Origin of the sequence: Sulfuriroseicoccus oceanibius, assembly GCF_010681825.2 — a bacterium.
Classification (GTDB): domain Bacteria; phylum Verrucomicrobiota; class Verrucomicrobiia; order Verrucomicrobiales; family SLCJ01; genus Sulfuriroseicoccus; species Sulfuriroseicoccus oceanibius.
In genome coordinates this window covers 679,930-701,465 of the sequence record NZ_CP066776.1, presented here as the reverse complement: position 1 = coordinate 701,465, position 21,536 = coordinate 679,930, and the positions used below count along the sequence as shown (strand labels likewise).

Sequence of the window (21,536 nt, the reverse complement as noted above, 5' to 3'; positions counted from 1 at the left end):
CAACGCTTTGAAGCCGCAAGTCTTGCGGGAGAGGGCGTTGCGCGGATTAATTGACCGCAAGCTCTCGTTTTTAGATTTGGAACAAGCTGGTCACCGATTCGCCGTTGTTCACGCGCTCGATCGCGGAAGCCAGCAGTGGAGCCACGCTCAGAGTGGTAACGCCCTCGCCTTTGGCCATTGGAGTCGAGTCGGTGCAGATCAGCTCTTCGATCTCGGACTCATTGAGACGCGTCTGCGCCAAATCATTGAGCACCGCGTGGCTGACCCCTGCGAAAATTTTCCCTGCGCCGCTTGCCTTGAGGATCTTGGCAGCCGCGGTCAGTGTGCCTGCGGTTTCGGTCATATCGTCGACCAGCAGCACGTCCTTGCCGGCCACGTCACCGATCACATTGATCGCTTCCACCTCGGTGGCACTGACACGGTGCTTGGCCACAATCGCCAACTCAGCACCCAATGCATCAGAGTAAGCACGAGCCATCTTCACACCGCCCACATCCGGCGAAACCACCACCAGGTTGTCATTGAGCCCACGCTCCTTGAGGTGACGGATAAGAACCGGCGCCGCGTACAAGTGGTCCACCGGAATATCAAAGAAGCCCTGAATCTGCGCTGCGTGCAGGTCCATGGTGAGCACGCGGTTCACACCGGCTGCCACCAACAGGTTGGCCACCAACTTCGCGGTGATCGGCACACGTGGCTGGTCTTTTCGGTCCTGGCGCGCATAGCCGAAGAATGGAATCACTGCGGTGATGTGCGCCGCACTGGCTCGGCGGGCCGCATCCACCATGATGAAAAGTTCCATCAGATTGTGGTTCGTCGGCGGGCACGTCGGCTGGACGATGAACACATTCTGACCACGGATATTTTCATGAATCCGCACAAAGGTTTCGCCATCAGGGAAGGCTTTTACATCGACATTGGTGACGCCCAGCCCGAGCTCGGATGCGATACTCTCGGCCAGTTCCGGATGTGCTGATCCACTAAAGATTTTCATGGTTCGTTTAACCTGTCGAAAATCCGTCGATTGTCGAGCGGGGATCAACACGATTGAACGATTTCCTCCGCTTTGGCACCCGCGTACCGCATGACCGCACAGGATCCCCCATTAGCGCTTCTTTTTTTTCTTGTTCCGCTTTTTGTTCAACTCCGGACTCTTCGCCCCGCGGTACTCCCCTTCCCGGTTCTTGAAGGTATTTTTCTTCAAGCTGTAGCCGCGCTTCTTCCACCATTCAGGTGAATGGTAGCCCGACGGTTTTCTGCCGCGATGCTTTCCCTGACGGTATTTGACCAGGCGCAGATCGCCGCTACTGGGCTTGCGCTCTTTGTTCAACACCGGGCTGTTCGCACCGCGATACTTCCCGTCGCGATCTTTGAATGTGTTTTTCTTCAGGCTGTAACCCCGCTCCTTCCACCATTCAGGCGGGTGATATCCTTTCGGTTTGTCCCCACGGTGTTTGCCCTGTCGGTATTTGACCAACTTCAGATCACCGCTGCGGTCGCCATGATCCCAGTGATCATCGTGATCGTCCCAATGGTCGAACCCATCGTGATCATGGAAGCGATCGTCCTCATGATACCCGCCGTGCCCGTGGCAGCGGCACGGGTTGCTGTAGCAGCGACCACAAACCACCGGGTGATGGCAATCATCCGTCTGGTACCAATCGGAATGATGCCCGGAATGCGGGTGCACTGGATGCCGGTGCCCCCGATGCACCGGCACTTCACGGTCATCGCCAAAGCCCCACGAGCGCCAGCCATTCTCTTGAGCAAGCGCCTCACCGGAGCCGAACGACACAAGGGCGAACACCGCGCAAAGAGCGCGCACGACGAAATAACGGAAACTGGTTTTCATGGTCACCAGCCGACGCTGTGCTGCACGTCTGTATTCATCGCGTCGGCAAGAAAATCACAGTTTGTGATATTTTCCGCCCCCCCGTTTTCCACCCTCCGGGCTTACGGGCTGACATCCTGCTGCCACTCGTGTACCATCAGATCCCATCTATGGACGAGACTTTGTTCGAAACCCCGGCAGGCACGCTCAAAGTACGCAATGCGTGCGCCGAAGACGTCCCGAAATTGATCGAGATCTACGCCCGCGCGTTTCCCACACTCTTGGAAACAGACGAACTATGGGAACCAGCCCAACTGGAGAGCCATCTCGACATCTTCCCAGAGGGGCAATTCGTCGCCGAGCTCAATGACGAGATCGTCGGCGCGGCCTCGAGCTTGATTGTCGATCTTGGCAACGACCCGCTGCGACCACACACCTACTACGGCATCACCGACGACGGCTACTTCTACAACCACAACTACCAGGGCGACACGCTCTACGGTGCGGATGTCTACGTCGATCCGAAAGTTCAACGCGCCGGCATAGGCAACGCGCTCTACGCCCGCCGCCGCGACCTCTGCCGCAAGCTCAACCTGCGCCGCATCCTCGCCGGCGGCCGGCTCTGGAACTACGAAAAGTACGCCGATGAGTTCTCCCCACAGGAGTACGTCGCACGCGTCCAAGCCGGTGAGATCCACGACCAGGTTCTCAGTTTCCAGTTGAAGCAAGGGTTCGTCGTCCGCGCCGTAATGCCCAACTACATCCACGACAAACGCAGCGGCAACCACGCCTCGCTCATCGAATGGCTCAACCCGGACTACCAACCCAACGTCGATGAAGACACCAAGGTCCGAGTCTCTTGTGTTCAGTACCAAATGCGGCGCCTGACTTCATTCGAAGACTTCGAAGCGCAAGTGCGCTACTTCGTGTCCACCGCCGCCGACTACAAGAGCGAGTTCGTGCTCTTCCCCGAGTTCTTCTCGGTTCAGCTGTTGTCACAGATGGATCCGGCAACCTCGCAAGAAGGCATCCGCAAGCTCGCCGAATGCACCGACCAATTCATCGCCTTGGTCAGCGGATTGGCGAAGGAATTCGGCCTCTATATCATCGCCGGATCACACCCGGTTCTGGAGAACGAAAAGCTCTACAACAAGGCGATGCTCTTCAGGCCGGACGGCACGCACGTCGCTCAGCCGAAACTTCACATCACCCCGTCGGAACGCATCTCATGGGGCATCTCCGGCGGCAGTGAGTTGATGCTCATCCAAACCCCGAAAGCCAAGGTGGGCATCCTCATCTGCTACGATATCGAGTTCCCCGAAGCCGCCCGCTATCTTGCCGAAAAGGGCGCCGAGATCATCTTTGTCCCCTATTGCACCGACAACCGCCAGGGCTTCCTGCGGGTCAGCGTCTGCGCCCACGCCCGGGCAATCGAAAATCAGATCTACGTCGTGACCGCCGGAGTCGTAGGCAACCTGCCTGCGGTTCCGGTGATGGACATCCACTACGGCCGCGCGACCGTTTACACCCCGTCCGACTTCGAATTCGCCCGCGACGGCGTGCAAGCCCAGTCGGACGCCAATGTCGAGACCATGCTCGTCACCGACCTCGACATCTCCGACCTCTACCGCTCGCGTGAGGCGGGCAGTGTCACTCCGGTCAGCGACCGACGCCGCGACCTTTTCGAGTTCAAAAACTACCTCAGCAACTCCTTCGAAAAACGAGGCGTCGAACGCAGCGTTGTCACCGACCCCGAGGAGTGATCCGCGTCGCTCGGTTCACATGGCGTGAATACAAAACAACCCGGACCGACTGAGGACGTCGATCCGGGTTGCTGGATTGATTCAAAATCAATGAAACGCGCGACGCTTACGCATCTTCGCCAGCGAATGCCTCGACGTCTTCCGCAGAGCCGATGCTGGTGACGCTCGCGCCTTTGGCGATGCGCTTCATCATGCCGGCAAGTGCCTTGTCCGGCCCGAGCTCGAGGAAGGTGGTGTCGCCGCCTTCCACAATCTTCGCCATCGACTCAGCCCAGCGCACCGATCCGGTGACCTGGTTCTCCAGCGCCGAGCGGATCTCAGCAGCATCGCTCACGGTGGTGGCCAGGAAGTTACTCCAAACCGGCACCTCAGGGGTGGAAAGCTCAACGCCGGCCAGCTCTTCGGCCAACTTGTCCTGCGCGCTCTGCATCAAACGCGAGTGATATGCACCGGCAACCGGCAGCTTCTTGGCCAACTTGCAACCTGCCGCTTCCTTGGCGGAGGCAGCCGCTTTGTCGATCCCCTCGACCGATCCGGAAAGCACGATCTGACCTGGTGCGTTCAGGTTTGCCACGTCGACATCACAGTCAGCCGCGAGTTGCTTGATCTTTTCTTCGTCGCCGCCAATGAGGGCGACCATTGCACCACCTTCGGCTTCGCAAGCCTGCTCCATGAAGAGACCACGACGGGCAACCAACTTGAGTCCATCTTCGAACGAGAACGTACCAGCAGCAGCGTGCGCGGTGAACTCACCGAGCGACAACCCGGCGGCAGCCTTCACATTCAGATCCGGCACGAGGTCGCGCAGAATCTCGAGCACCATCATGCCGTGCAAGTAGAGCGCCGGCTGGCAACGCGACGTGCGGGTCAACTCGTCCATTGGTCCTTCGAACATGACCTCGCTCAACTTCCAGCCGAGCACTTCGTCGGCGCGCTCCGCGAGCTCAAGCGCCACAGGAAACTCAGCGACCAGGTCTTTGCCCATACCCACCTGCTGGGCGCCCTGACCGGAAAACAATACGACAACGTCATTCGATGTACTCATAATGGGCACTTTTCACGCCCCCACCCCATCACGCAACCCGGAAATCACAAGGGTGAACTCCCCCCAGGACGGCGCGAAATCCCGCCTACGGAGGCTCGACGTCCTCGTCGACAGCGAAACCCGTAACCGCACCGAGCGCAGCGAGTCCCTCGTCTCTTCAATATTGCCGCCCCGGATCCTGCGCGGAGGGGGATTCGCTTTTTGGAACCGCAGATTACCCGGATTTACGCGGATTCCTTTGGTTGGCGGCAGAGCCCACTAAGTTCGTGGCATGAAGCGCATGACGGCACCACACTGACGGTGGGGACACCGTCCCTCCAACGCCGCGCACGCCAGATCAGCGATCTTTATCCTTATCGAAACCACTGCGCTCGACTCAGGCGTTTCTCAAGCTCACTTCACCACGGAGCCCATCGCCCTACGACAAAAGTATCGTAGCCCCATCGGTGATTGAGCGGTTCACGCCCCCCTTTTGCCCCCGCCCGGGTCTTTGCGCGAGCATTTTCACCGCACCACAACGCGCCCCTTCGGACCGCCGGTTTCCCATCCGGCCACCAAAAAAAAGGAGCGAAGCGACCACTCCATCGCTTCGCCCCCTAAAGTATCGTCTACTCTCCAGCCTTCGCTGCAGCTCCGAGGCCGCCGATGGTGACTTTGCCATCCGGCGCGGTCGAGAAGTCGAAACGATTCACCACCGTTCCCGACGATGACCAGCCCGAGGCATCGCCATTGACGTGGACGAAAACGATCCGCCCCTGGTACTGTTTGCCTTTCTCCAGCTCGCTCGAACGCAACACCACGCGCCCATTCTCATCCGGAATCGCACAGGTAATGGCGGAGTTGTAGTCGCTGTTGCCCTCCGGATCGAAATACGCGATCACCACGTAGACCTCCGGCGTACCGTCCACTTTCACCTCGTAGTGCACGTTCATCCCGTCTTCGGTCACGCCCACCACCTCATCGGTCAGCTTGCGGTCACCGCGACGGTTCATCTCCTTGATCGACTTCGAGAACTGCGGATGAGACGCCAGCTTCAGTGCATGAGGCAGAATCAGATAGCTCCCCGGTCCCTCGCCACGCAGCTCTTCCCCGTAGGTGAAGTTGCCACTGCCCATCAATGCGGTGCCGTAGACACTGCGCTCCGCCTGGCATTCACGGCAATGCGGCAGCCCCAACGCATGCCCGAGCTCGTGAGCGATCCCACCGATGAAGATCGAATTGTAGCGACCGAGCGAAATGTGTCCGTACTGGCCATCGCGCACGTGCTGGTCCTTCACCGGAATGAATTCCGGATCGAGGATCGGCGAATCCACCTGCCATGCCGTCCCTTTGGTCGACACACCCCACGCGTAGTACGGACTGTTTTGATTGATGGCTCGCTTCTCCGGATCCCAGTTCGACATGTTGCAGAAGATCACAATTGTCTCCTGATCGATATCCACGCCGGCCTCCTTCATCACAGCGCGGCACTCCTCGCGGATCGCATTACCGCTCTGCACATTGTATTCGGAGTAAGGCTTCTTGCCGGTGACCAAGTGAATCTTCACCTGCTCAGGATCATTCTCCGCCGGCTCGAGTCCGATCGTGCGTTCGCCCAACCCGAGACGCTGCATCTCGCCGCGGTAGTAGTTTTCAATGTGGCGCATCGCGCGGGACAGACGCTCGCGATACCCCGGCGCCGGCTCGCGATCGCTCGGCGTCCAGTAGATGATCTTCATGGTGCGGCGCTCTTCCGGATTCGCCGGCTGCTCCCAAAGAGTGAGACGCTGCAGGGCACCGTCGACCTTCGCCTTCATCTCATCGGTTGGTTCCGCACGCTCCGCACTAGCCGACGTGACAATGCCCGCCCCAAGAGTCGCGGCCCAAATCAGGTTCTTTAAAAATTTCATAAGCTCATCCGATACGCCACCGCGCCCCGGTTCTTTGTGTCAGATTTCAGAAAACTTCAGCTCGCCCTCCATCGGAGCCAACGGTTCATCGCCCAGCATCTCCGCCAATGTCGGCTCCATCGCCGCCGCCCACAACCGATACCCCTCCTCTCGCGGATGCAGCAAATCCGGCATGATCTCATCTCGCAACGAGCCATCGCCATGGAGGAAACCATCCCCGACATCAAGGAAACGCACCCGCTCGCCATCCGCCAGGCTCTGGATGCGCTCGTTCACCTCCGCATTGCGCACGCGCAATGGATCATCCACCGTCCCGCCCCGAGGGAAAATCGCCAACAACAACAGCTTCGCGGCAGGCGCATGTTGCCGCAACTGCTCCACCACAGCCTCCACGCCGGCTGCGGTTTCCTCCGCCTCTTGGAATACGTGCCCTGTGTTGTTGGTGCCGATCAGCAACACAATCACCTCCGGCTGCAGCGCCCCCAGCTCGCCATTCTGCAACCGCCAGAGCAAATGCTGCGTACGATCCCCGGAAAACCCCAGATTGAACGCTCCACGCGGCGCATAATAACGCTGCCAAACCTCTGCCCCATAGTCCTCCCAGCTGTGCGTGATCGAGTCGCCGACAAACAGCACCCGACAGTCACCAGAGGCAGCCTTCACTTCGGCGAGCTTCTCCTCGTGGCGGTCCTTCCACCAATCGACATCAATGCGGGGTTCTGGCTGGGTACTGGTCATAGCGTGCGCGTTGGGAAGAGGCCGACCATTGCCACGAGTCCCGCTATTGGCAAGCACTGGATTCATCGACAGGGCGGCACGTGCTCGATCAAAGCCGATTTCCCAGCCCTCACTCTGCTCACTCCAAAACGAAAAGGGCGCGGACCGGGAAAATCCGATCAGCGCCCATCGATAGGTTTCCATCAGAGGCTGATCACTCCGCTTCCTCGGGGATGATCACCACATTCTCCAGCTGGAACGGGACGTTGATCCGCAACAAATCCGTGTAAATCTCCGCCTTCACCTTTGCGTTGACCGGTGGGTATTCATCAAACGTGAAATCAAGCGTCGTCTGCTTCCCTCCCCAACTCGCTCCATTCTGGCTGGTCGGAATCTCCATCCCATCCGCGTCGTAGAATTTCACGTCCTTGATCACCTCCCGCTCGAGCTCGAAAAACACGGAAACCTCGTATTTCCCCTCGTTGTAGGAATGCTCACCTACTTTCTTCACCTCCGCATTGTAGAGGTTCCCCTTGGCTCCCTCCTTGAGTGAGGCGAACCCAAGATCCAGCCACTCGGAACCGCCGGAAGACATGCACTCAATCTCGCCGGCCAGCTCTTTCACGGTGATCGCGTTGGTCGGCAACTTGTCCGCCTGCACTTCAAACTTCAGCCACTTCCCATCCTCGCTCACCTCGATATTCTTAGGTTTCCGGCTCCACTCACTCTCCGGCATCATATCTTCGCCGCCCTCCATCACAAAGCGGGTCAGTTTCCCCTCGCCCGCGCTGAAAACCGATCCCGGCAATTCTGCAACAAACGCCAGCGACATGCCCTGCGAGCGGTTAAACGGTCGGAGATTGCGATCCACCTGCTTGGTCGCCATCTGCACCCCGGCAAGCCGCACATTCTCCAGCTTCGCCCCATCCTTCATCGGCGGCGCCATCACCACCACCAAGCCGAGATCTTTCATCATCTGCGGAAACGCAGTAGCAGCGGCTTCTTGCTCTTTTGCATAATCAAACTGTGGCTGCGCATTCGCCGCGAAGCGCAGCGTCGGATCCCCCTTGGCCCCAAGCATCAACTCGGCGGGAGGCCCGTCCTTCATCACATTGTGACCGCTGGCCAGCAACCCGCGCAGCTGCTCATCATCGGCCAACAACTTGTCCACCGCGGCCAGAAGCTGTTCGCCGCTCTGCTCAACACGCAGCGTGCGCTCGCCCGACTTCTCGAAATTGGTCACCCCTTGTGGATCCGCAGGCAGATGGAATACCACCCGGTTGCTCATATCCGCGGCCAAGCCCGCAATCATCATGCGCATCTTGCTCAGCTCCGCCTTTACCTCTGCCAAACGGGCATCCTGCCCCTCCTTGCTCAACGTGCTCCATTCCGGCTGGTCAGCGTCCCCGCCGGTCGGTCCGATCTTGATGCCCACATCCCCATCGCCACCCTCGGATTTGTCCTTGGCCGGGCAAGTGATCGTCACCACCCCGTCCTGCGTCACCATCTCCGGCTGGAAGGTATCCAGCTTGGTAGATCCCACCTTGATTCGCAGTTTGTTGATATCCGGGAAATATGCCGTCCCCTCAAACTTCACCTTCTTGCCTTCCAGCACTTCATACGAGACGTCAGCCCAGGTCATCACGCCGCGGGAATCCTCAAGAGTTGCCTTCACCGCATCCTTCGCCCGCTTCTCCGGGCTGTCACTCTCTCCATTGAAGGAAATCACCGAGTCGGTGGAAAACGTAGCAACCACCTTCACTTTGCCAGACCCGTCCGGATTCAGCGTGAACTCGCGCTCCTCGTCCACACACGATGCCAGCACCAACGCCGCCAGCATCACCAGCCATTGTTTGAGTTGTTTGTTCATCGGCTGCTACTAAGCCGACTAACTGCATCCAAGGCGAGTGCAAAAAGCGCCGGAGTTTGCAGCGCTTGAGTCCCCCTCTCACAGCAAACCACCCACCACCAACAAAAAGAACATCCGCCACCAATTGCTAACACTCGGCCCCTCCCGCGCCCCAACGCTATGGTGCCAAATGTCGCTCTCAGGCGACGGATGCTCTTCCATATAAACGGAATGCGAAAAAAATAGTTAGCTTTTTTTTCGCCAACACACACAAATTTTCGTAACCCGCCAAGTCCAGCCCAGAGACCACCCGAATCCGCTCAAAGCGAAGCACTTGCCCCCCTCAGACTAACAGGAGCACCCACACATCACTCGGCCCCGAATTCACCTCGCATCACCCTGCCGACCTGCTCCGAATCCAACGCCCGCTGAAACACCGCCAGATCCGAAGCCAGCCCCTCATAGTGGTTACCACTCGTCAACGGCGACTCCCCCCGTGCGAAGTACCACACCGACGTCGGCCAGTCGTGATGCCCGCCCAGCTTTGCGATAAACAAACTATCGACTCCCACTTCCTGTCCGTTGATGAACATGGCCACATCCGCGCCTCCGGCCGTATTCGGGTTCCACACAATTGCCAAATGGTTCCACTGACCGGCACGCAGCGGGCTCATCGACCGCTGGAATGCCGCGTTGTAATAGTTGAGCGTTGGGTTCAACCCAGGCTGGAAGGTCCGCATTTCCTGCCATCCCGCAGGCAAACTGTCCCCGGCCAGCGAAATCTCCCGCTCGGCGAACCGCTCCCCCCTCTCAAACCGGTCTTTCGGATCACCGACCGCACTACTCCACACCTGATTGTTATCCCCCTTTAACAGCAAACCTCCTCCATCGGCACTTACGGGAGGCTTCAACCAAATACACAGAGTGAACGGCCGCCGCGTCCAGTCCGCATCCGGCGCACGCAGCACCAGATGGTCATCCACACCGTCGAAGCTCAGGCACGCACCGCGCTCCGGATCGTTCACCCACTGCGCTCCGATCACCCGCCCGTGACAATCGTTGCCGCTCCAGTCTGGTAGCACGGATCCACGCCCGAGCGACATCCGCCACAGCGCCCGCAACTCCCCCTCCGGCTCAAGCGGCTCAAACTTCGGCACCCGAGGATAGGGAGAAATCGCCAACAACGCAACCGGTGCCAGCAATAGCAAAACCAGCGTCACGAACCCAACAGCGGACCTTCGTGACACAGGTAGCCGATGCTTGCCACGGTTCAGGACCGACTCAATCCGCTTGCGCACTCCACCGGCAGCCCCTCCCGAGTGATCCGCCTTCACCATCATCAACAAGGCCTCGCTATAGGCTGCCGCCGAATAGCCGGCATCCAACACCGCATCATCACACGCCTTCTCGGTCTCCAGGTCATAACGCCTAAGCGCCAACCACACCAGAGGGTGAAACCAGAACAACACCAAAACCACCTCAAGCATCAGCCTCACCAACACATCGCCCCGCCGCACGTGCGCCAGTTCATGACACAAAATCATCTCCTGCGCCTCGTTCCCGAGCCGGTCAAACCCCGCCGGCACCAGAATGTAAGACCGCAGGATCCCCGACGTCTGAGGCCCTCTAATCGCCGGATTCATCAAAAGCCACGGCACTTGCTCCACCCCGACGCGATCCGCGACCGCCGCCAATCGTGCAACCAAGGGGTGCTCCGGTGCCAAGGGTTCGGACCGGGCATAGCGCAAACGTACGTTGAGCATCCGCCACAACCGCAAAGCCAACACCGTGACCGCTCCCATCCCCCACAACGTCAGCCCCCAGAAAACGATTCCGCGCTCCGACTCCCCCGCATAGTCACTGCGATCCACAACTCCCGCCGGCACCTGCCCCGCCATCTGCAGTGACTCAAACGCCGGAAGCTCGCGGGAAAACGCACCAGTCGAAGCCAACTCCGGCACCTGCCAATGCCATGCTCCAATCCAGCCGCCCGCCACATCCAAAAACGGCAGCGACAACAATACCGCCGCTATCACCAAACTTACCACCGACGATGCCGTGCGGCGGGTCAGCAACACGCCTCCCAGCAACATGCTCAAGACCAAACACGCCTTGAGCGCAACGATGACCAGCCAGTGGAACAAAAAGCGAAATCAACTCAGGGTTACTGCCCTTGCTCTTTCGCATCCTGGATCAGTTTCTCCAGGTAAGCCAGCTCGCGGGCATCCATTTTACTTCCCTCGCGCTGCACAAAATTTGCAATCCCCATCACAGGAGAACCATTGAAAAACGCACCAAAGGCCTTCTTCAACAATCCCAGCCCTACCTCGGTGGTATCGGCCACCGGCGAATAGAAGTAGCGCGCGCCCTCTTTCTCCATCGTCAGGAAGCCTTTCTCCTCAAGAATAGAGAGGTAGCGTCGGGCTCCAGAGTACGAGATCTCATTGGGCAGGTCACTCTGCACCATCTCGGCGGACACCCGCCCATGCTGGTGCACGACATACATCACCTCACGCTCGCGGCGGCTGAGGTTCTCAAAGTCCGGTTTTTTGCTCGTCTTTGCCATAGATTATGGGATTTCGCGGAGGATGGGCTATGCGCCGCACCATAATGTGCATTCACTGCATCGTCGAGAAAAAAAGCCCACGCACCTCTCAATCAACCACCGCGACAAACATTGTCCGAGGAAGCACGAAGGCAACTTTCGCACAAATCTTTGCAAACGATATTGACGCAAAATAATTTGCACATCAGAATCCGTCGCACCTGGGACCGCAAGCTGCCGACCCAGCCCACCCAGGCAAATAGAAAGCCACAAACATACCAACAATGAAAGCAACCACATACCTCATCGCAGCCTCACTTCTCGCTGCCAGTGCGGCCAACGCAGCCACCATCCAGTGGGGATCAGAGATCGCACCCACCAGCGGCAACTTCGGCGAACTCCTCAACGAAGGTCTCTTCGACACCTCCGGAACGCTTGTCTCGGCGGAAAACCTCGGCGGTTCGGAAACCACCTTTGACGGCATCACATTCGCCGCTGGCAACACCACGTTCACGACCGGAGGAACCTTCGATGGCTTCCACCAGAATGGCCAACTACTCTCAGAACACGGTATCTATGGCGGCGGAGGTGCCGCCGATACTGTCAGCCTCGACGGCCTGATCATCGGCAAAACCTACCGCATCCAAGCTCTCGTCTACGATGGCCGCGGCGCAGGTGACATTCCCGGCCGCACCGTCGAATTTGATGGTATCAATCAGGGTCAATATTCTTACGGGATCAGTGGCGTCACATGGGGCAACGGCCTGCTTGTCACCGGTGTCTTCACCGCCGACTCAACAACCCAGGACTTCACCATCGAGGCATTTGCCGGCTCGAATTCAAAAGGCGGCCAACTCAACGCCCTGACCGTCTTTGAAACCGCACAAGCCATACCGGAGCCGTCCTCCGCAGCGCTCCTCGGTATCGGTGGTCTGGCCCTGATCATGCGTCGGCGCAAGTAGATCAACCATCAGGCACTCTGCGTTCCGTCGACGACGGAGCGCGGAGTGTTTTTTGCTATTTGCCGATCTCCATCGCGCTGCGTCATTCCACTCGGCGCGGAGCCACAACGCTCAATCCTGCGCCATCCCATGAGGTGAGGCTCAACACCGGGATCCACACTTGTGAGCACATCGTTGCGCCGCCCCTACGGGGCTCTACTGGTCTCGCTCATGCCCCCCACGGCTCCGCCGTGGGCTACGATGCCCCGCACCTCCGGTGCTATGTCCGACACCGCCACGCACTAACACGCCGCGCCGGAGGCGCATCCTAACACAGCCCATGGCAACGCCATGGGGAGACCACCGCACCACAATCAGGAGCCCTGAAAAGGGCGGCACAACCTCAACCGAACCAAGGGCCTGACCCGGAACTTAGATCTCTCTAGTTTTCCTCCACCGCGAACGGAATGGTGAGAATGGCCGAGTGCCCGGCTTTGAAGTAGCTCGTCAGAAACACCGCGGGCTCGCCGTCTTCACCCAGATGAATGAACGGACGCTCAATCCGATGCGCGGTGAATACAGAGCCATCCTCCCACCGGAAACGCTTCGGATGGTAAACCGCGTGCTTGCTTCCCTTCCACGTGACGCCGTCCTTCGAGGTGATCACCCCGTAGTGGGAATGCGCGTGATAGATCGCGCGGTACTCGTCGAGCTTGGAGTCATACCACAGTGACGCATCTTCGGTATCAAAGTCGCGGATCGCAGGCTCCGGCTGAACCGCAAAAGGCCCCACCGGTGAATCCGAGATTGCCACAGCCTGGATCCGTGGTGATCCCCGCCGAGGTTCGCGGTCACCTTTGACCATCAACAGGTAATCGCCCTGCTTACGTTGCACGATGGCCGGGTTCACCACGATGGTGTGCAGAGGGGGCGTCGGTTCGAAGATGGGGGAATCCGCGCGTTTCCACGGCCCCGCTGGAGAATCCGCCACCGCCACGCCCGTGCGCTGGGCATTGCGCAACTTCGACCACGCCGGATGCGAGTAGCCAGTCTTCGCGATCTTCTTTCGTTCATCGTCCGAGTAGTCGCCGACGGTAGAAATATAGTAGAGGTAATACCTCCCATCGAAGTGCTTGATCTTCGGGTTGTGGGCGGTCACGGCATCCCAATGGGCGCCGCCGCGTCCCTTCAAAGCCGTGTACTGGTACTTCCACGGTCCCGCCGGAGAATCGGAGCGCGCCACGGCGACTTCAGAATCGGTCAGCCAGGCGTAGAACCCGTGCGACTTGGGCCAGCGGGAGTAGAACAACCAATAACCACCGTCCTCACCGCGCAGGATCGAACCTCCCCATTGATACCAATCCGGATCGCGGAAATGGTTGGCCTCGGTAATCGGCTGAAGTTGCGCCGACGGGCTTTCAGCCGCCAACGCCTGCCAGGAAGGCGCGCCCCACGCAAGAGCGAGGGCGCACCAGAGGATCAATCGCTTCATCAGTCTTTGATGGGTTTCGGTTCGGATCAGTCGAGCGGCACCAGCTTCAGCGATGCCAGATTGATAAACCCAGCTTTGGCAATCGCCGTGGCCTTCAGCTTGATCGAGGTTTCACCCGCATCGGTCAGTGTGATTTCACCCACCTTGAGATCGGTGAATTTCTGCCAACCGCCGGTCGGCTTGAGTTCGCCCTCAAGCTTCTGATCCCCCACGGTCTCGAGCGCGAATTCACCACCTCCCCGGGGATCCGCCGCGTAACGCAGCCACACCGCATAGCGCCCTGGCTGGCGTGTCACTTGCCCACCCGCGTGGACCTGCCCCGGCTGGGTCACGTTGAACGCAATCTCCACCGACTGGTCGGTGCGCAGCCAGTAGCTGACGTGCGCTGGCACCTCACCAGAGGCTGGAGTCACCCGCAGTCCCTTCGTGCCGTGCAGCTTCATTGCCGCCGCCTGAACGACCACGCTTCGATCGGCTTGTTGTTGTGGCAAGCTCAGCAGTTCATTCACTTTCGGCTCACCCATCACACGCAGCACGACCACGTCGCACACCGCATTTTCAGCGGACTCGGGCAGATCAATCACGACTCCTGCATCCGAGGTCGTCACGTTCAACGCCTTGCCACTCGCCAGCATCCGCGCACCGACCAACTCGTTATCGAGCACCGGCAGCACGATCTTGCCCTCCTCCGGCCAGCTGAACAGATGGAAAAACAGATCCGTAGATCCATCCTCACGCACCTTGCGCGTGCAGCGCCCATCGAACGACAACTTGGCGAATGGCGTGGCATCGGTGCCGTAGATCGCATCGCCATAAACTTCGAGCCACTGCCCGGTCTCACGCAGCACGCGCGCAGACTCGTCAGGGATGTGGCCCTTTGGATCCGGCCCCACGTTGAGCAACAGATTGCCCCCTTTGGAAACGATGTCCACCAGCATCTCGACCACGTCCTTGGTGCTCTTCCACTTGGTGTCGTGATGCGAATAGCCAAACGATTCATTCATCGTGTGGCAGACTTCAAACACACGGCCCGGATAGCCAGACGCCGGGATGTATTTTTCCGGCGTGAAGAAATCACCGTGACTATTCTCCAGACCGTTCCAGAAGCGGTTGTTGACCAGCGCCTGCGGCTGCAGCTCGTGCAGCTTGGTCAGAAGTTTGTTCGTCTTCCACACCGACCCCTGATGCTGGGCACTCGAGTAGTCCACCCACATCAAGTCACTGCGGCCGTAGTCGGAGAACAACTGCACCATGTGCTGATGCATGTAATCGACGTACTTGCCGTGATCCGCACCGTCGGCGATTGGCCACTTCCTGCTATGCGGCAACGCATGAGGATGTTGCCAGTCGATCAACGAATAATAAAAGCCCACCTTGAGCCCTGCATCGCGCACCGATTGTGCATACTCCGCAACCAAGTCGCGCCCGTCGGGGGAAATGTTCGTACTCCCGGTAATGTCGTTCTTCAGCGAGTACGGCGCGTTGGAGTTAAAGAGCGTGTAACCGTCGTGGTGCTTGGTGGTCAGCACCGTGTACTTCATCCCGGCATCCTTCGCCAGTTGCGCCCATTCGTCCGTACATCCGGGATCAGGCTGGAACAACGGCTTGGTCAAACTCCCATACTCCGGCTCCGATACGTTCGCCCAAAAGCGGATCCACTCGGAATAGTGCTGCGGATACTTCTTCCCCGTTTCTTGGGTCGGCGGCCAATACCCACCCGCCGGAGCATACAACCCCCAGTGGATGAACATGCCGAACTTGGCATCCTTGAACCACTGGAGCCGCTCCTGCTTGGTCTCCTTCCATCCAGCCGCGCCGGCATAGGGGCTCACTTCCGGGTCCGCCTGCGCGATCCCCCCGACTACCATCTGCGCCGCCACTGCGACTGCTAAAGCTCGTTTTACGCTCATGATTAATGCAAAAATTAATGCACCAATGAGACGTGGAGATCCAGCCTATCTTTCAGCAGAATGCACGCCGCACCATATTTGTACGGCGCACCCATTCCCTAGGAGCCCTGCGAAGAGCCGCGGTCGCGCTCAATCGGGTAAAAGTAGCTGGCGAACACCTTGTAGGCCGAGCGGTTGCGGATCTCGTCGCGATAGAACACACAGATCTCCCCACGCTTGGGATCGATGTTCCAAATGTGCTCACCGAGGAGCTTCAAGCGATTGCCCTTCTTCGGATCGTCGCTCTGCACATGGAACGAGACGTGCGTGTTGCGGGCGTCATCGTCGACCTTGAGTTGGACCAACTTGGTCGAGCGGTTGCGCACCATCCATTTCTTCTCATCCACCGCCACGCCGATCCCTTCGCCGGAGTTGTTGATGAAGAAAATACTGCCGCCCTTGAACTCGCGCTCATCGAGAAGCATGGCGCTGTACTTGCCATCTGCGATTGGAGCCAACAGGACCAGCACCTTGGTGGCACCGGCAGGCACCTTCTTGCTCACCAATGGAATGATCGGATTTTCCTCGTCCGCCCCCGGGGTCCCCACGATGATCTGCCCGTTAGAGGGCAGCACGACGTATTCACCAGGTGCGCGGCCCGAGATCCGGATCTCTTCCGGCCCCTTGCGCCCCATCACCAACAGCTCGCTCGGCGTGCTCTGATGCTTTTTCAAGTAGAGGAATCGCGCATAGGTGCGCACCGCCTGACCTCCGCTCTGGGCGCATACCGGCAGCACCAGAAACATCACACACAACAATCCAATAATCTTCTTCATAGGAGTAATCACTAAATCACAAATCAACAGGGAGCTCTAGACCTCGTCCGCATCCAACCAGCGGAACGATATTACCTGCAGTTTACGTCCGAAACGCTTGTTGATCTCACTAAGATCGCCGTTTTCAGACGGATTGCCCACTTGGTCGAGGATGAACACCGGCTCTTCCGGATCGTCATTACCATCGACATACTCAGGCAGACGTCGCACGACCGCTTCACACCAGGCCCGGGAAATCACCTCGCCGGCATCCGTGACTTTTTCACCGTAAGCGCGGATCACGAACGAGTCATCGCGAACGGTCAGCGAGTTGCCCAGTGGGCGCAGCAGATCAGACTGCACGACATAGCCCGGAGCCGCGGTGAAACGGGATCCACCAGCTGCACGCTGGAACGGATAAACCGAAGTCTCGTTCGCATTGAACGGAATCATGTCTTCTCCCTGCTTGTACATGCCATTGATCGACCCTGGCTCAGGAGCATCATCATCGTAATCAATCGCGGCCTGAAGGGCACCGTATCGATTGAGATCGTCCGCCCTGTCATCTGTCAGACGACGGTTGATGAAATCGGACATATTGAGGAATGGCCCGCGCAGCTTCACCTGCTTCACGCACTCCTGGGCGAGTCGACGCAACTGGTCTTCGGAGATCTCACGCACGCCGGTCCACATTCGACCGACGCCCTCAACTTGCACGCCCTGACGAGGGTCATCGACCTCCACACCTCCCACCGGTGTGGCGAATCGCGACACAACCACCGATCCATCATTGTCGGTTTCTCTGATCGCGAGACTTCCTGAGCCATCGCGGAACGCCACATCGCGCTTGTTCAATCCGGAGAACAACGCAAACCACGCATCCTCCGAGGTCGAGTTCACATTGAACGCCCCCTGGTTCAACAGGTACCGAGCAACCACTTCGTAACCCTCGTTGCCGAGCACGTCGGTGATCGCCTGCTGGGGAGTCGCCTCAGCGGCTGGCGATGGCTCGTAGCCGGTGTATGGCAGAGGCTCGCCATCCTCGAAGAACCTGGTTGCCCATGCCCGGAGCTCACGGTCATTGCCTCCAGTCGGGCGGGTTGCGTCAACAAACGACGAAGCAAACCAGGAATCCCACAACCCGTCATTCACCAGCAAGGCGTGATCCCAGTAATCGGAGAAGGCATTGCTGTCGGTCGATGCCTGACCGCCGCGCCCACCTGAGTCGGAGGATGGATAGAGCTTCGATACATCATGGTACTGATAGACGCGGCTTCCGCGGATCGTTGGCTGGGCGAAGCTGTTGCCCACTCCGATGCCCGGCACGCCGGAGTTGTACGCCTCCGTGTTATCATTGAAGCGCGACATCGCATTCATCGGCCCTCCTCCGTTTGGAATCCGATACCAACCTGGAGTCAGGCGCATCCCGGCAAATCCGGCAATCGAGGTAATTGGCACCGTCGGCACTTCCAAAGTCGGCACGGAGTAGACCAACTGGTCCACATCGAGGCTGCTCAGTTCCTGCGTCGCTCCATCCACGTTGAACAACTTGGACACGTCGTTCACCGAATTCACTTCAGTGAAGTGCAGACGATAGCCACTGTCGAGGCGCTGCATCTCGCGCACATCCGCCGAACGATAGTTCACGTTCATCTTCTGCATCGATGTAGCGTTCAACGACTGCAACCAGTTCTTCGAGCGGTAATCCTTCACTCTCTGCCCCACCGCACCGTAATCGCTCTCGTAAGCCGATTTCAGCGTGATACCGATCACACAGAATGGCTGCACCCTATCGCGCACGTTGAAGTCGTAGTTGGCGACTTCCGCCGCGTTGTTGGCAGTTCCCGAAATCTCGACGTAATCGTTGTCCGGCCCGGTCCAATCGTACATCGTCCCCATGGTGTAGTTCTCGCGTCTGTTCGGGTGCCACAGCAAGTTACCAAAAGCCCCTGGGTTTCCGCCCCAATAGTAGGCGGTACCGTCGGTGTTCCACCATGGATCCAACCGCACAGCCACGCCCCAGCGGTTGCTGTCGCCCGCTGGCTTGTTGGAGTACACACGCATGCGCTGACCGAACGCCCCTGTCGGGTCGTAGCCCGGCGTCAGCGCCTCATTGAGCACGTTACCCCCATATCCGCTGAGTCCCTTCTTCGAGAAAATGCGGAACTGCCCGGGCTCGAAGCGGATTGGTTGCCCGTCGTTGGAGCGGATCGGAGCCGCGAAGTCACGTCCCATCTGGTTGTAGTTCGCCCCCTGCGCCAATCGGATCCAATTCGCATTCAACTGACGCCCGTCACGATAACCCACGTAAGAGCTTGGCAGGATCTTGTACGGCAAGGTGTAAGTCAACATGTAGCCGCTCGGCAATTCCAAGGGCACGTTGTACGGGTTCCACAGCACCACGACGCTGGAGAAAACAATATCGTTCTGGAAGAGATTCGCGCGGTCTCCTTGGTTCGGGCTGTTGTCTGCCGAACTGCGGGTAGTAAACAAGGAGTAAACCGAGTAGTGCTTCGCCACCACCGGCGTGCGCCGATACCCCTGATCCGCCGCATGGCCGTAGGTTCCGTTGTGCCCAAGATAAAGAGGAGTCTCAGGCGCGTCACCCTCCCACTCCAGCGGTGTTTGCCCGCTTTTCTTGTAGGATCGGTAGAACTCACGCATCTGCTCAAAGCTGCTGAATGCACGATTTGCAAGCTTCGGCCCGTAGCCTCGCAGATCCGATGACAAAGGACGCGGACCTGGCGCTGCTGTTTTACCACTTCGAGTGAACTCCCTCGGCATGCTCGATGCCTCAAACAACAAGTTGAGATCCTTTTTCAAGCCGCCCCAGCGCACGTCCGCCAGCACACCGGTAGTGCCTTCCGCTACGTCGAAATACTTCTCGCGCATCGCTTCGCGGTCGACAGAGGCCAGCTCGATCTGGCGCTGGTCGATCAGTTTCTCCAAGATTGACTCATCCTCGGGCAAGTTCTCGAAGCCCGGCACTGTGTTCACCGCCAGCACGCCGCGATCACCGCTGGCCAACTCGACATCACCAGCAGCCGCGCGCTTCGGCTTTTCGCCAAAGCTCTGCACATCCACCGCTTGGTTGCGACCACCGATCCACCACGCAACCCGGCCGCCCGCTCCAGTATCCTCGAGGTAAGCCCGCACCTCATCCTCGGGACGGACCACACTGCCTTGGCCGAGCAATGTCTGGTAATTGTCATCACTTGGCGCGGCGTTCTTCGCGTAATCGACACTCGCCAACGCCTCGGCATCTTCCAGGGGCGCCGAAACCAACCAGCGGCGGAACATCCGGCTGCGACCTCGATCGTAGGTATCCTCGATCCCCAGATCAGCACCGTCCACATCACGATAATCCGCATTCAACCAATCGCCCCAAGAATCCCAAACCCCCAGCAATCGCTGACGCCCAACACCGTCGATCTCAGGAGTCTCTTCGTTCGCGTCCAACACCGTCGCAAAGCTGCTCACCCGCTGGTCCGGCCCCATCTGTTCCTGCAATTCGCCCAACGCGCGCGCCAATGCCAACTTCGCATTCGCCTGCGCTTCCAACTGATTGCGACTCTGCGAGGACGCCGCCTGGTCCGTCGTCGTCAGCTGAAGCAACGCTACCAACAACACAATCAACAACGACATCAGGGCCAACACCGTCACCAGTGCCAAGCCGCGCCGACGATTCACCTGTAGTCTTTGAGTCTTCATAAGATTGAAATTTTTTGAACCGCGCCCACCTCAGCAGGCCGAACGCGATGTAAATGCATTGTACATACTCATATTGCCGCCGTACAGAAATCGTTAACACGCAATCTCTGAAAGGCCACGTCGCCAGAACCTCGCTACCGCCCGAAGATCGCTCTTTTCGGACACTCTACGAAGCTCACCACCCGTTAGCTACTCGCGACGTCGACCAACCGACCACCCCGAGTTGCGGCCAAGGAATCATAGAGACTGCGCCCCCTCGACCAATCATTCGCTGCCCCCACGAACCGGTCTTATCGACAAACCACCCGCCATGATCGCCGGCCTGGGGACACTCAATGAAAACTCACGCAAAGCCCCAAAGATCCCGAAGAGCGTCCAGCTCCGACGGTGGGGAAAGGGGCGTCGGTCACCGCCAGTCGCGTTTTTTTTCCACAGATTACAGGATTGTTTGGATTGAGGAATGGGGGGGGACCGCAGCACGCCTACCATTCCCCGATGGACCAACGACACTCCTGTCGTTGCCCCTCAGCCCGGTCACCCTCCTCTTCGTGAACTTCGTGGTCTCCGTGGTCACTCAACCAAAGAAAGCTCACGCAAAGCCCCAAAGAGCCAACTGCTCCGGCACCTCCCCCACGACGGTGAGGACACCGTCACTCCAGCCAAAACCGCTACATTTCAGGAGGCTCGACGTCCACGTCGACACCCAGTCCGGAGCGCAGCGACCTCTCTCCTCTACATCGCCAACCGCGCACTTCACCCGACGGCCAGGACACCGGCACTCCAGCCACCACCATTCCCCGATGGACAAACGACACTCCTGTCGTTGCCCTCACCCCCCGTCTCCATCTTCTTCGTGAACTTCGTGGTTACTCAACCAAAGAAAGCTCACGCAGCCCCCCGCCCCCCACGACGGTGAGGACACCGTCACTCCAGCCAGGAACGCCACATTTCCGGAGGCTCGACGTCCCCGTCGACTCCGCGTCCGGAGCGCAGCGACCTCTCCTAATCCTCGCAAATCGGCGGCATCTGCGGTTCCAAACATACCCCCA

General features: G+C 58.9%; 14 protein-coding genes. 2 read left to right on the top strand and 12 right to left on the bottom strand.

Annotation, left to right across the window (positions count from 1 at the left end; all coding sequences use genetic code 11):
- Window positions 1-70: 70 nt before the first annotated feature.
- Window positions 71-994, bottom strand: coding sequence for a ribose-phosphate diphosphokinase (locus tag G3M56_RS02675; RefSeq protein WP_164363080.1), 924 nt, complete (start codon window positions 992-994; stop codon window positions 71-73).
- 111 nt (window positions 995-1,105) lie between these two features.
- Window positions 1,106-1,852: a hypothetical protein gene (locus G3M56_RS02670; protein WP_164363077.1), complete on the bottom strand. Its 747-nt coding sequence runs from the start codon at window positions 1,850-1,852 to the stop codon at window positions 1,106-1,108.
- Between the two features lie 149 nt (window positions 1,853-2,001).
- Between G3M56_RS02670 and G3M56_RS02665 the strand changes: the two genes are divergently transcribed.
- The gene (locus tag G3M56_RS02665) at window positions 2,002-3,594 is read left to right on the top strand and encodes a bifunctional GNAT family N-acetyltransferase/carbon-nitrogen hydrolase family protein (protein ID WP_164363075.1); all 1,593 of its coding nucleotides are present in this window, start codon (window positions 2,002-2,004) and stop codon (window positions 3,592-3,594) included.
- A 106-nt stretch (window positions 3,595-3,700) separates the two neighbouring features.
- Here the strand turns inward: G3M56_RS02665 and fabD are convergent, their stop codons facing one another.
- From fabD to G3M56_RS02635, 6 genes are all read right to left on the bottom strand, one after another.
- On the bottom strand, window positions 3,701-4,639 hold the full coding sequence (gene fabD, locus G3M56_RS02660) for an ACP S-malonyltransferase (RefSeq protein ID WP_164363073.1): 939 nt from the start codon (window positions 4,637-4,639) through the stop codon (window positions 3,701-3,703).
- 608 nt (window positions 4,640-5,247) lie between these two features.
- On the bottom strand, window positions 5,248-6,528 hold the full coding sequence (locus tag G3M56_RS02655; protein ID WP_164363070.1) for a hypothetical protein: 1,281 nt from the start codon (window positions 6,526-6,528) through the stop codon (window positions 5,248-5,250).
- A 39-nt stretch (window positions 6,529-6,567) separates the two neighbouring features.
- Entirely contained in the window at window positions 6,568-7,266 is a 699-nt protein-coding gene (locus G3M56_RS02650; protein WP_164363068.1) for a platelet-activating factor acetylhydrolase IB subunit, read from the bottom strand.
- Between the two features lie 193 nt (window positions 7,267-7,459).
- Complete coding sequence (locus G3M56_RS02645) at window positions 7,460-9,115, bottom strand: hypothetical protein (protein WP_164363065.1); 1,656 nt, start codon at window positions 9,113-9,115, stop codon at window positions 7,460-7,462.
- Window positions 9,116-9,462: 347 nt separating this feature from the next.
- Window positions 9,463-11,238, bottom strand: a complete 1,776-nt coding sequence (locus G3M56_RS02640; protein WP_164363063.1) for a M56 family metallopeptidase — start codon at window positions 11,236-11,238, stop codon at window positions 9,463-9,465.
- A 20-nt stretch (window positions 11,239-11,258) separates the two neighbouring features.
- The gene (locus G3M56_RS02635) at window positions 11,259-11,660 is read right to left on the bottom strand and encodes a BlaI/MecI/CopY family transcriptional regulator (protein WP_164363060.1); all 402 of its coding nucleotides are present in this window, start codon (window positions 11,658-11,660) and stop codon (window positions 11,259-11,261) included.
- A gap of 263 nt (window positions 11,661-11,923) precedes the next feature.
- Here G3M56_RS02635 and G3M56_RS02630 point away from each other — a divergent pair, with 263 nt between their 5' ends.
- Window positions 11,924-12,601 carry a PEP-CTERM sorting domain-containing protein gene (locus tag G3M56_RS02630; protein ID WP_164363058.1) on the top strand — a complete coding sequence of 226 codons (678 nt, stop codon included), beginning with the start codon at window positions 11,924-11,926 and terminating at the stop codon, window positions 12,599-12,601.
- 421 nt (window positions 12,602-13,022) lie between these two features.
- Here G3M56_RS02630 and G3M56_RS02625 read toward each other — a convergent pair whose 3' ends face one another.
- The 4 genes from G3M56_RS02625 to G3M56_RS02610 form a co-directional block, all read right to left on the bottom strand.
- The gene (locus G3M56_RS02625; RefSeq protein WP_164363055.1) at window positions 13,023-14,072 is read right to left on the bottom strand and encodes a glycoside hydrolase family protein; all 1,050 of its coding nucleotides are present in this window, start codon (window positions 14,070-14,072) and stop codon (window positions 13,023-13,025) included.
- Window positions 14,073-14,098: 26 nt separating this feature from the next.
- The gene (locus G3M56_RS02620) at window positions 14,099-15,982 is read right to left on the bottom strand and encodes an alpha-L-fucosidase (RefSeq protein ID WP_164363053.1); all 1,884 of its coding nucleotides are present in this window, start codon (window positions 15,980-15,982) and stop codon (window positions 14,099-14,101) included.
- A 98-nt stretch (window positions 15,983-16,080) separates the two neighbouring features.
- Window positions 16,081-16,797, bottom strand: coding sequence for a hypothetical protein (locus tag G3M56_RS02615; protein WP_164363051.1), 717 nt, complete (start codon window positions 16,795-16,797; stop codon window positions 16,081-16,083).
- Window positions 16,798-16,833: 36 nt separating this feature from the next.
- A complete protein-coding gene (locus G3M56_RS02610) occupies window positions 16,834-20,487 on the bottom strand; it encodes a coiled-coil domain-containing protein (RefSeq protein ID WP_164363050.1) in 3,654 nt (1,217 codons plus the stop codon).
- Between the last annotated feature and the right edge of the window lie 1,049 nt (window positions 20,488-21,536).

Coding starts and splice junctions, on each gene's coding strand:
- fabD (WP_164363073.1), bottom strand. CDS start 4,639: ATGAGTACATCGAATGACGTTGTCGTATTGTTTTCCGGTCAGGGCGCC.
- G3M56_RS02635 (WP_164363060.1), bottom strand. CDS start 11,660: ATGGCAAAGACGAGCAAAAAACCGGACTTTGAGAACCTCAGCCGCCGC.
- G3M56_RS02670 (WP_164363077.1), bottom strand. CDS start 1,852: ATGAAAACCAGTTTCCGTTATTTCGTCGTGCGCGCTCTTTGCGCGGTG.
- G3M56_RS02665 (WP_164363075.1), top strand. CDS start 2,002: ATGGACGAGACTTTGTTCGAAACCCCGGCAGGCACGCTCAAAGTACGC.
- G3M56_RS02625 (WP_164363055.1), bottom strand. CDS start 14,072: ATGAAGCGATTGATCCTCTGGTGCGCCCTCGCTCTTGCGTGGGGCGCG.
- G3M56_RS02620 (WP_164363053.1), bottom strand. CDS start 15,982: ATGAGCGTAAAACGAGCTTTAGCAGTCGCAGTGGCGGCGCAGATGGTA.
- G3M56_RS02675 (WP_164363080.1), bottom strand. CDS start 994: ATGAAAATCTTTAGTGGATCAGCACATCCGGAACTGGCCGAGAGTATC.
- G3M56_RS02630 (WP_164363058.1), top strand. CDS start 11,924: ATGAAAGCAACCACATACCTCATCGCAGCCTCACTTCTCGCTGCCAGT.
- G3M56_RS02650 (WP_164363068.1), bottom strand. CDS start 7,266: ATGACCAGTACCCAGCCAGAACCCCGCATTGATGTCGATTGGTGGAAG.
- G3M56_RS02645 (WP_164363065.1), bottom strand. CDS start 9,115: ATGAACAAACAACTCAAACAATGGCTGGTGATGCTGGCGGCGTTGGTG.
- G3M56_RS02610 (WP_164363050.1), bottom strand. CDS start 20,487: ATGAAGACTCAAAGACTACAGGTGAATCGTCGGCGCGGCTTGGCACTG.
- G3M56_RS02615 (WP_164363051.1), bottom strand. CDS start 16,797: ATGAAGAAGATTATTGGATTGTTGTGTGTGATGTTTCTGGTGCTGCCG.
- G3M56_RS02655 (WP_164363070.1), bottom strand. CDS start 6,528: ATGAAATTTTTAAAGAACCTGATTTGGGCCGCGACTCTTGGGGCGGGC.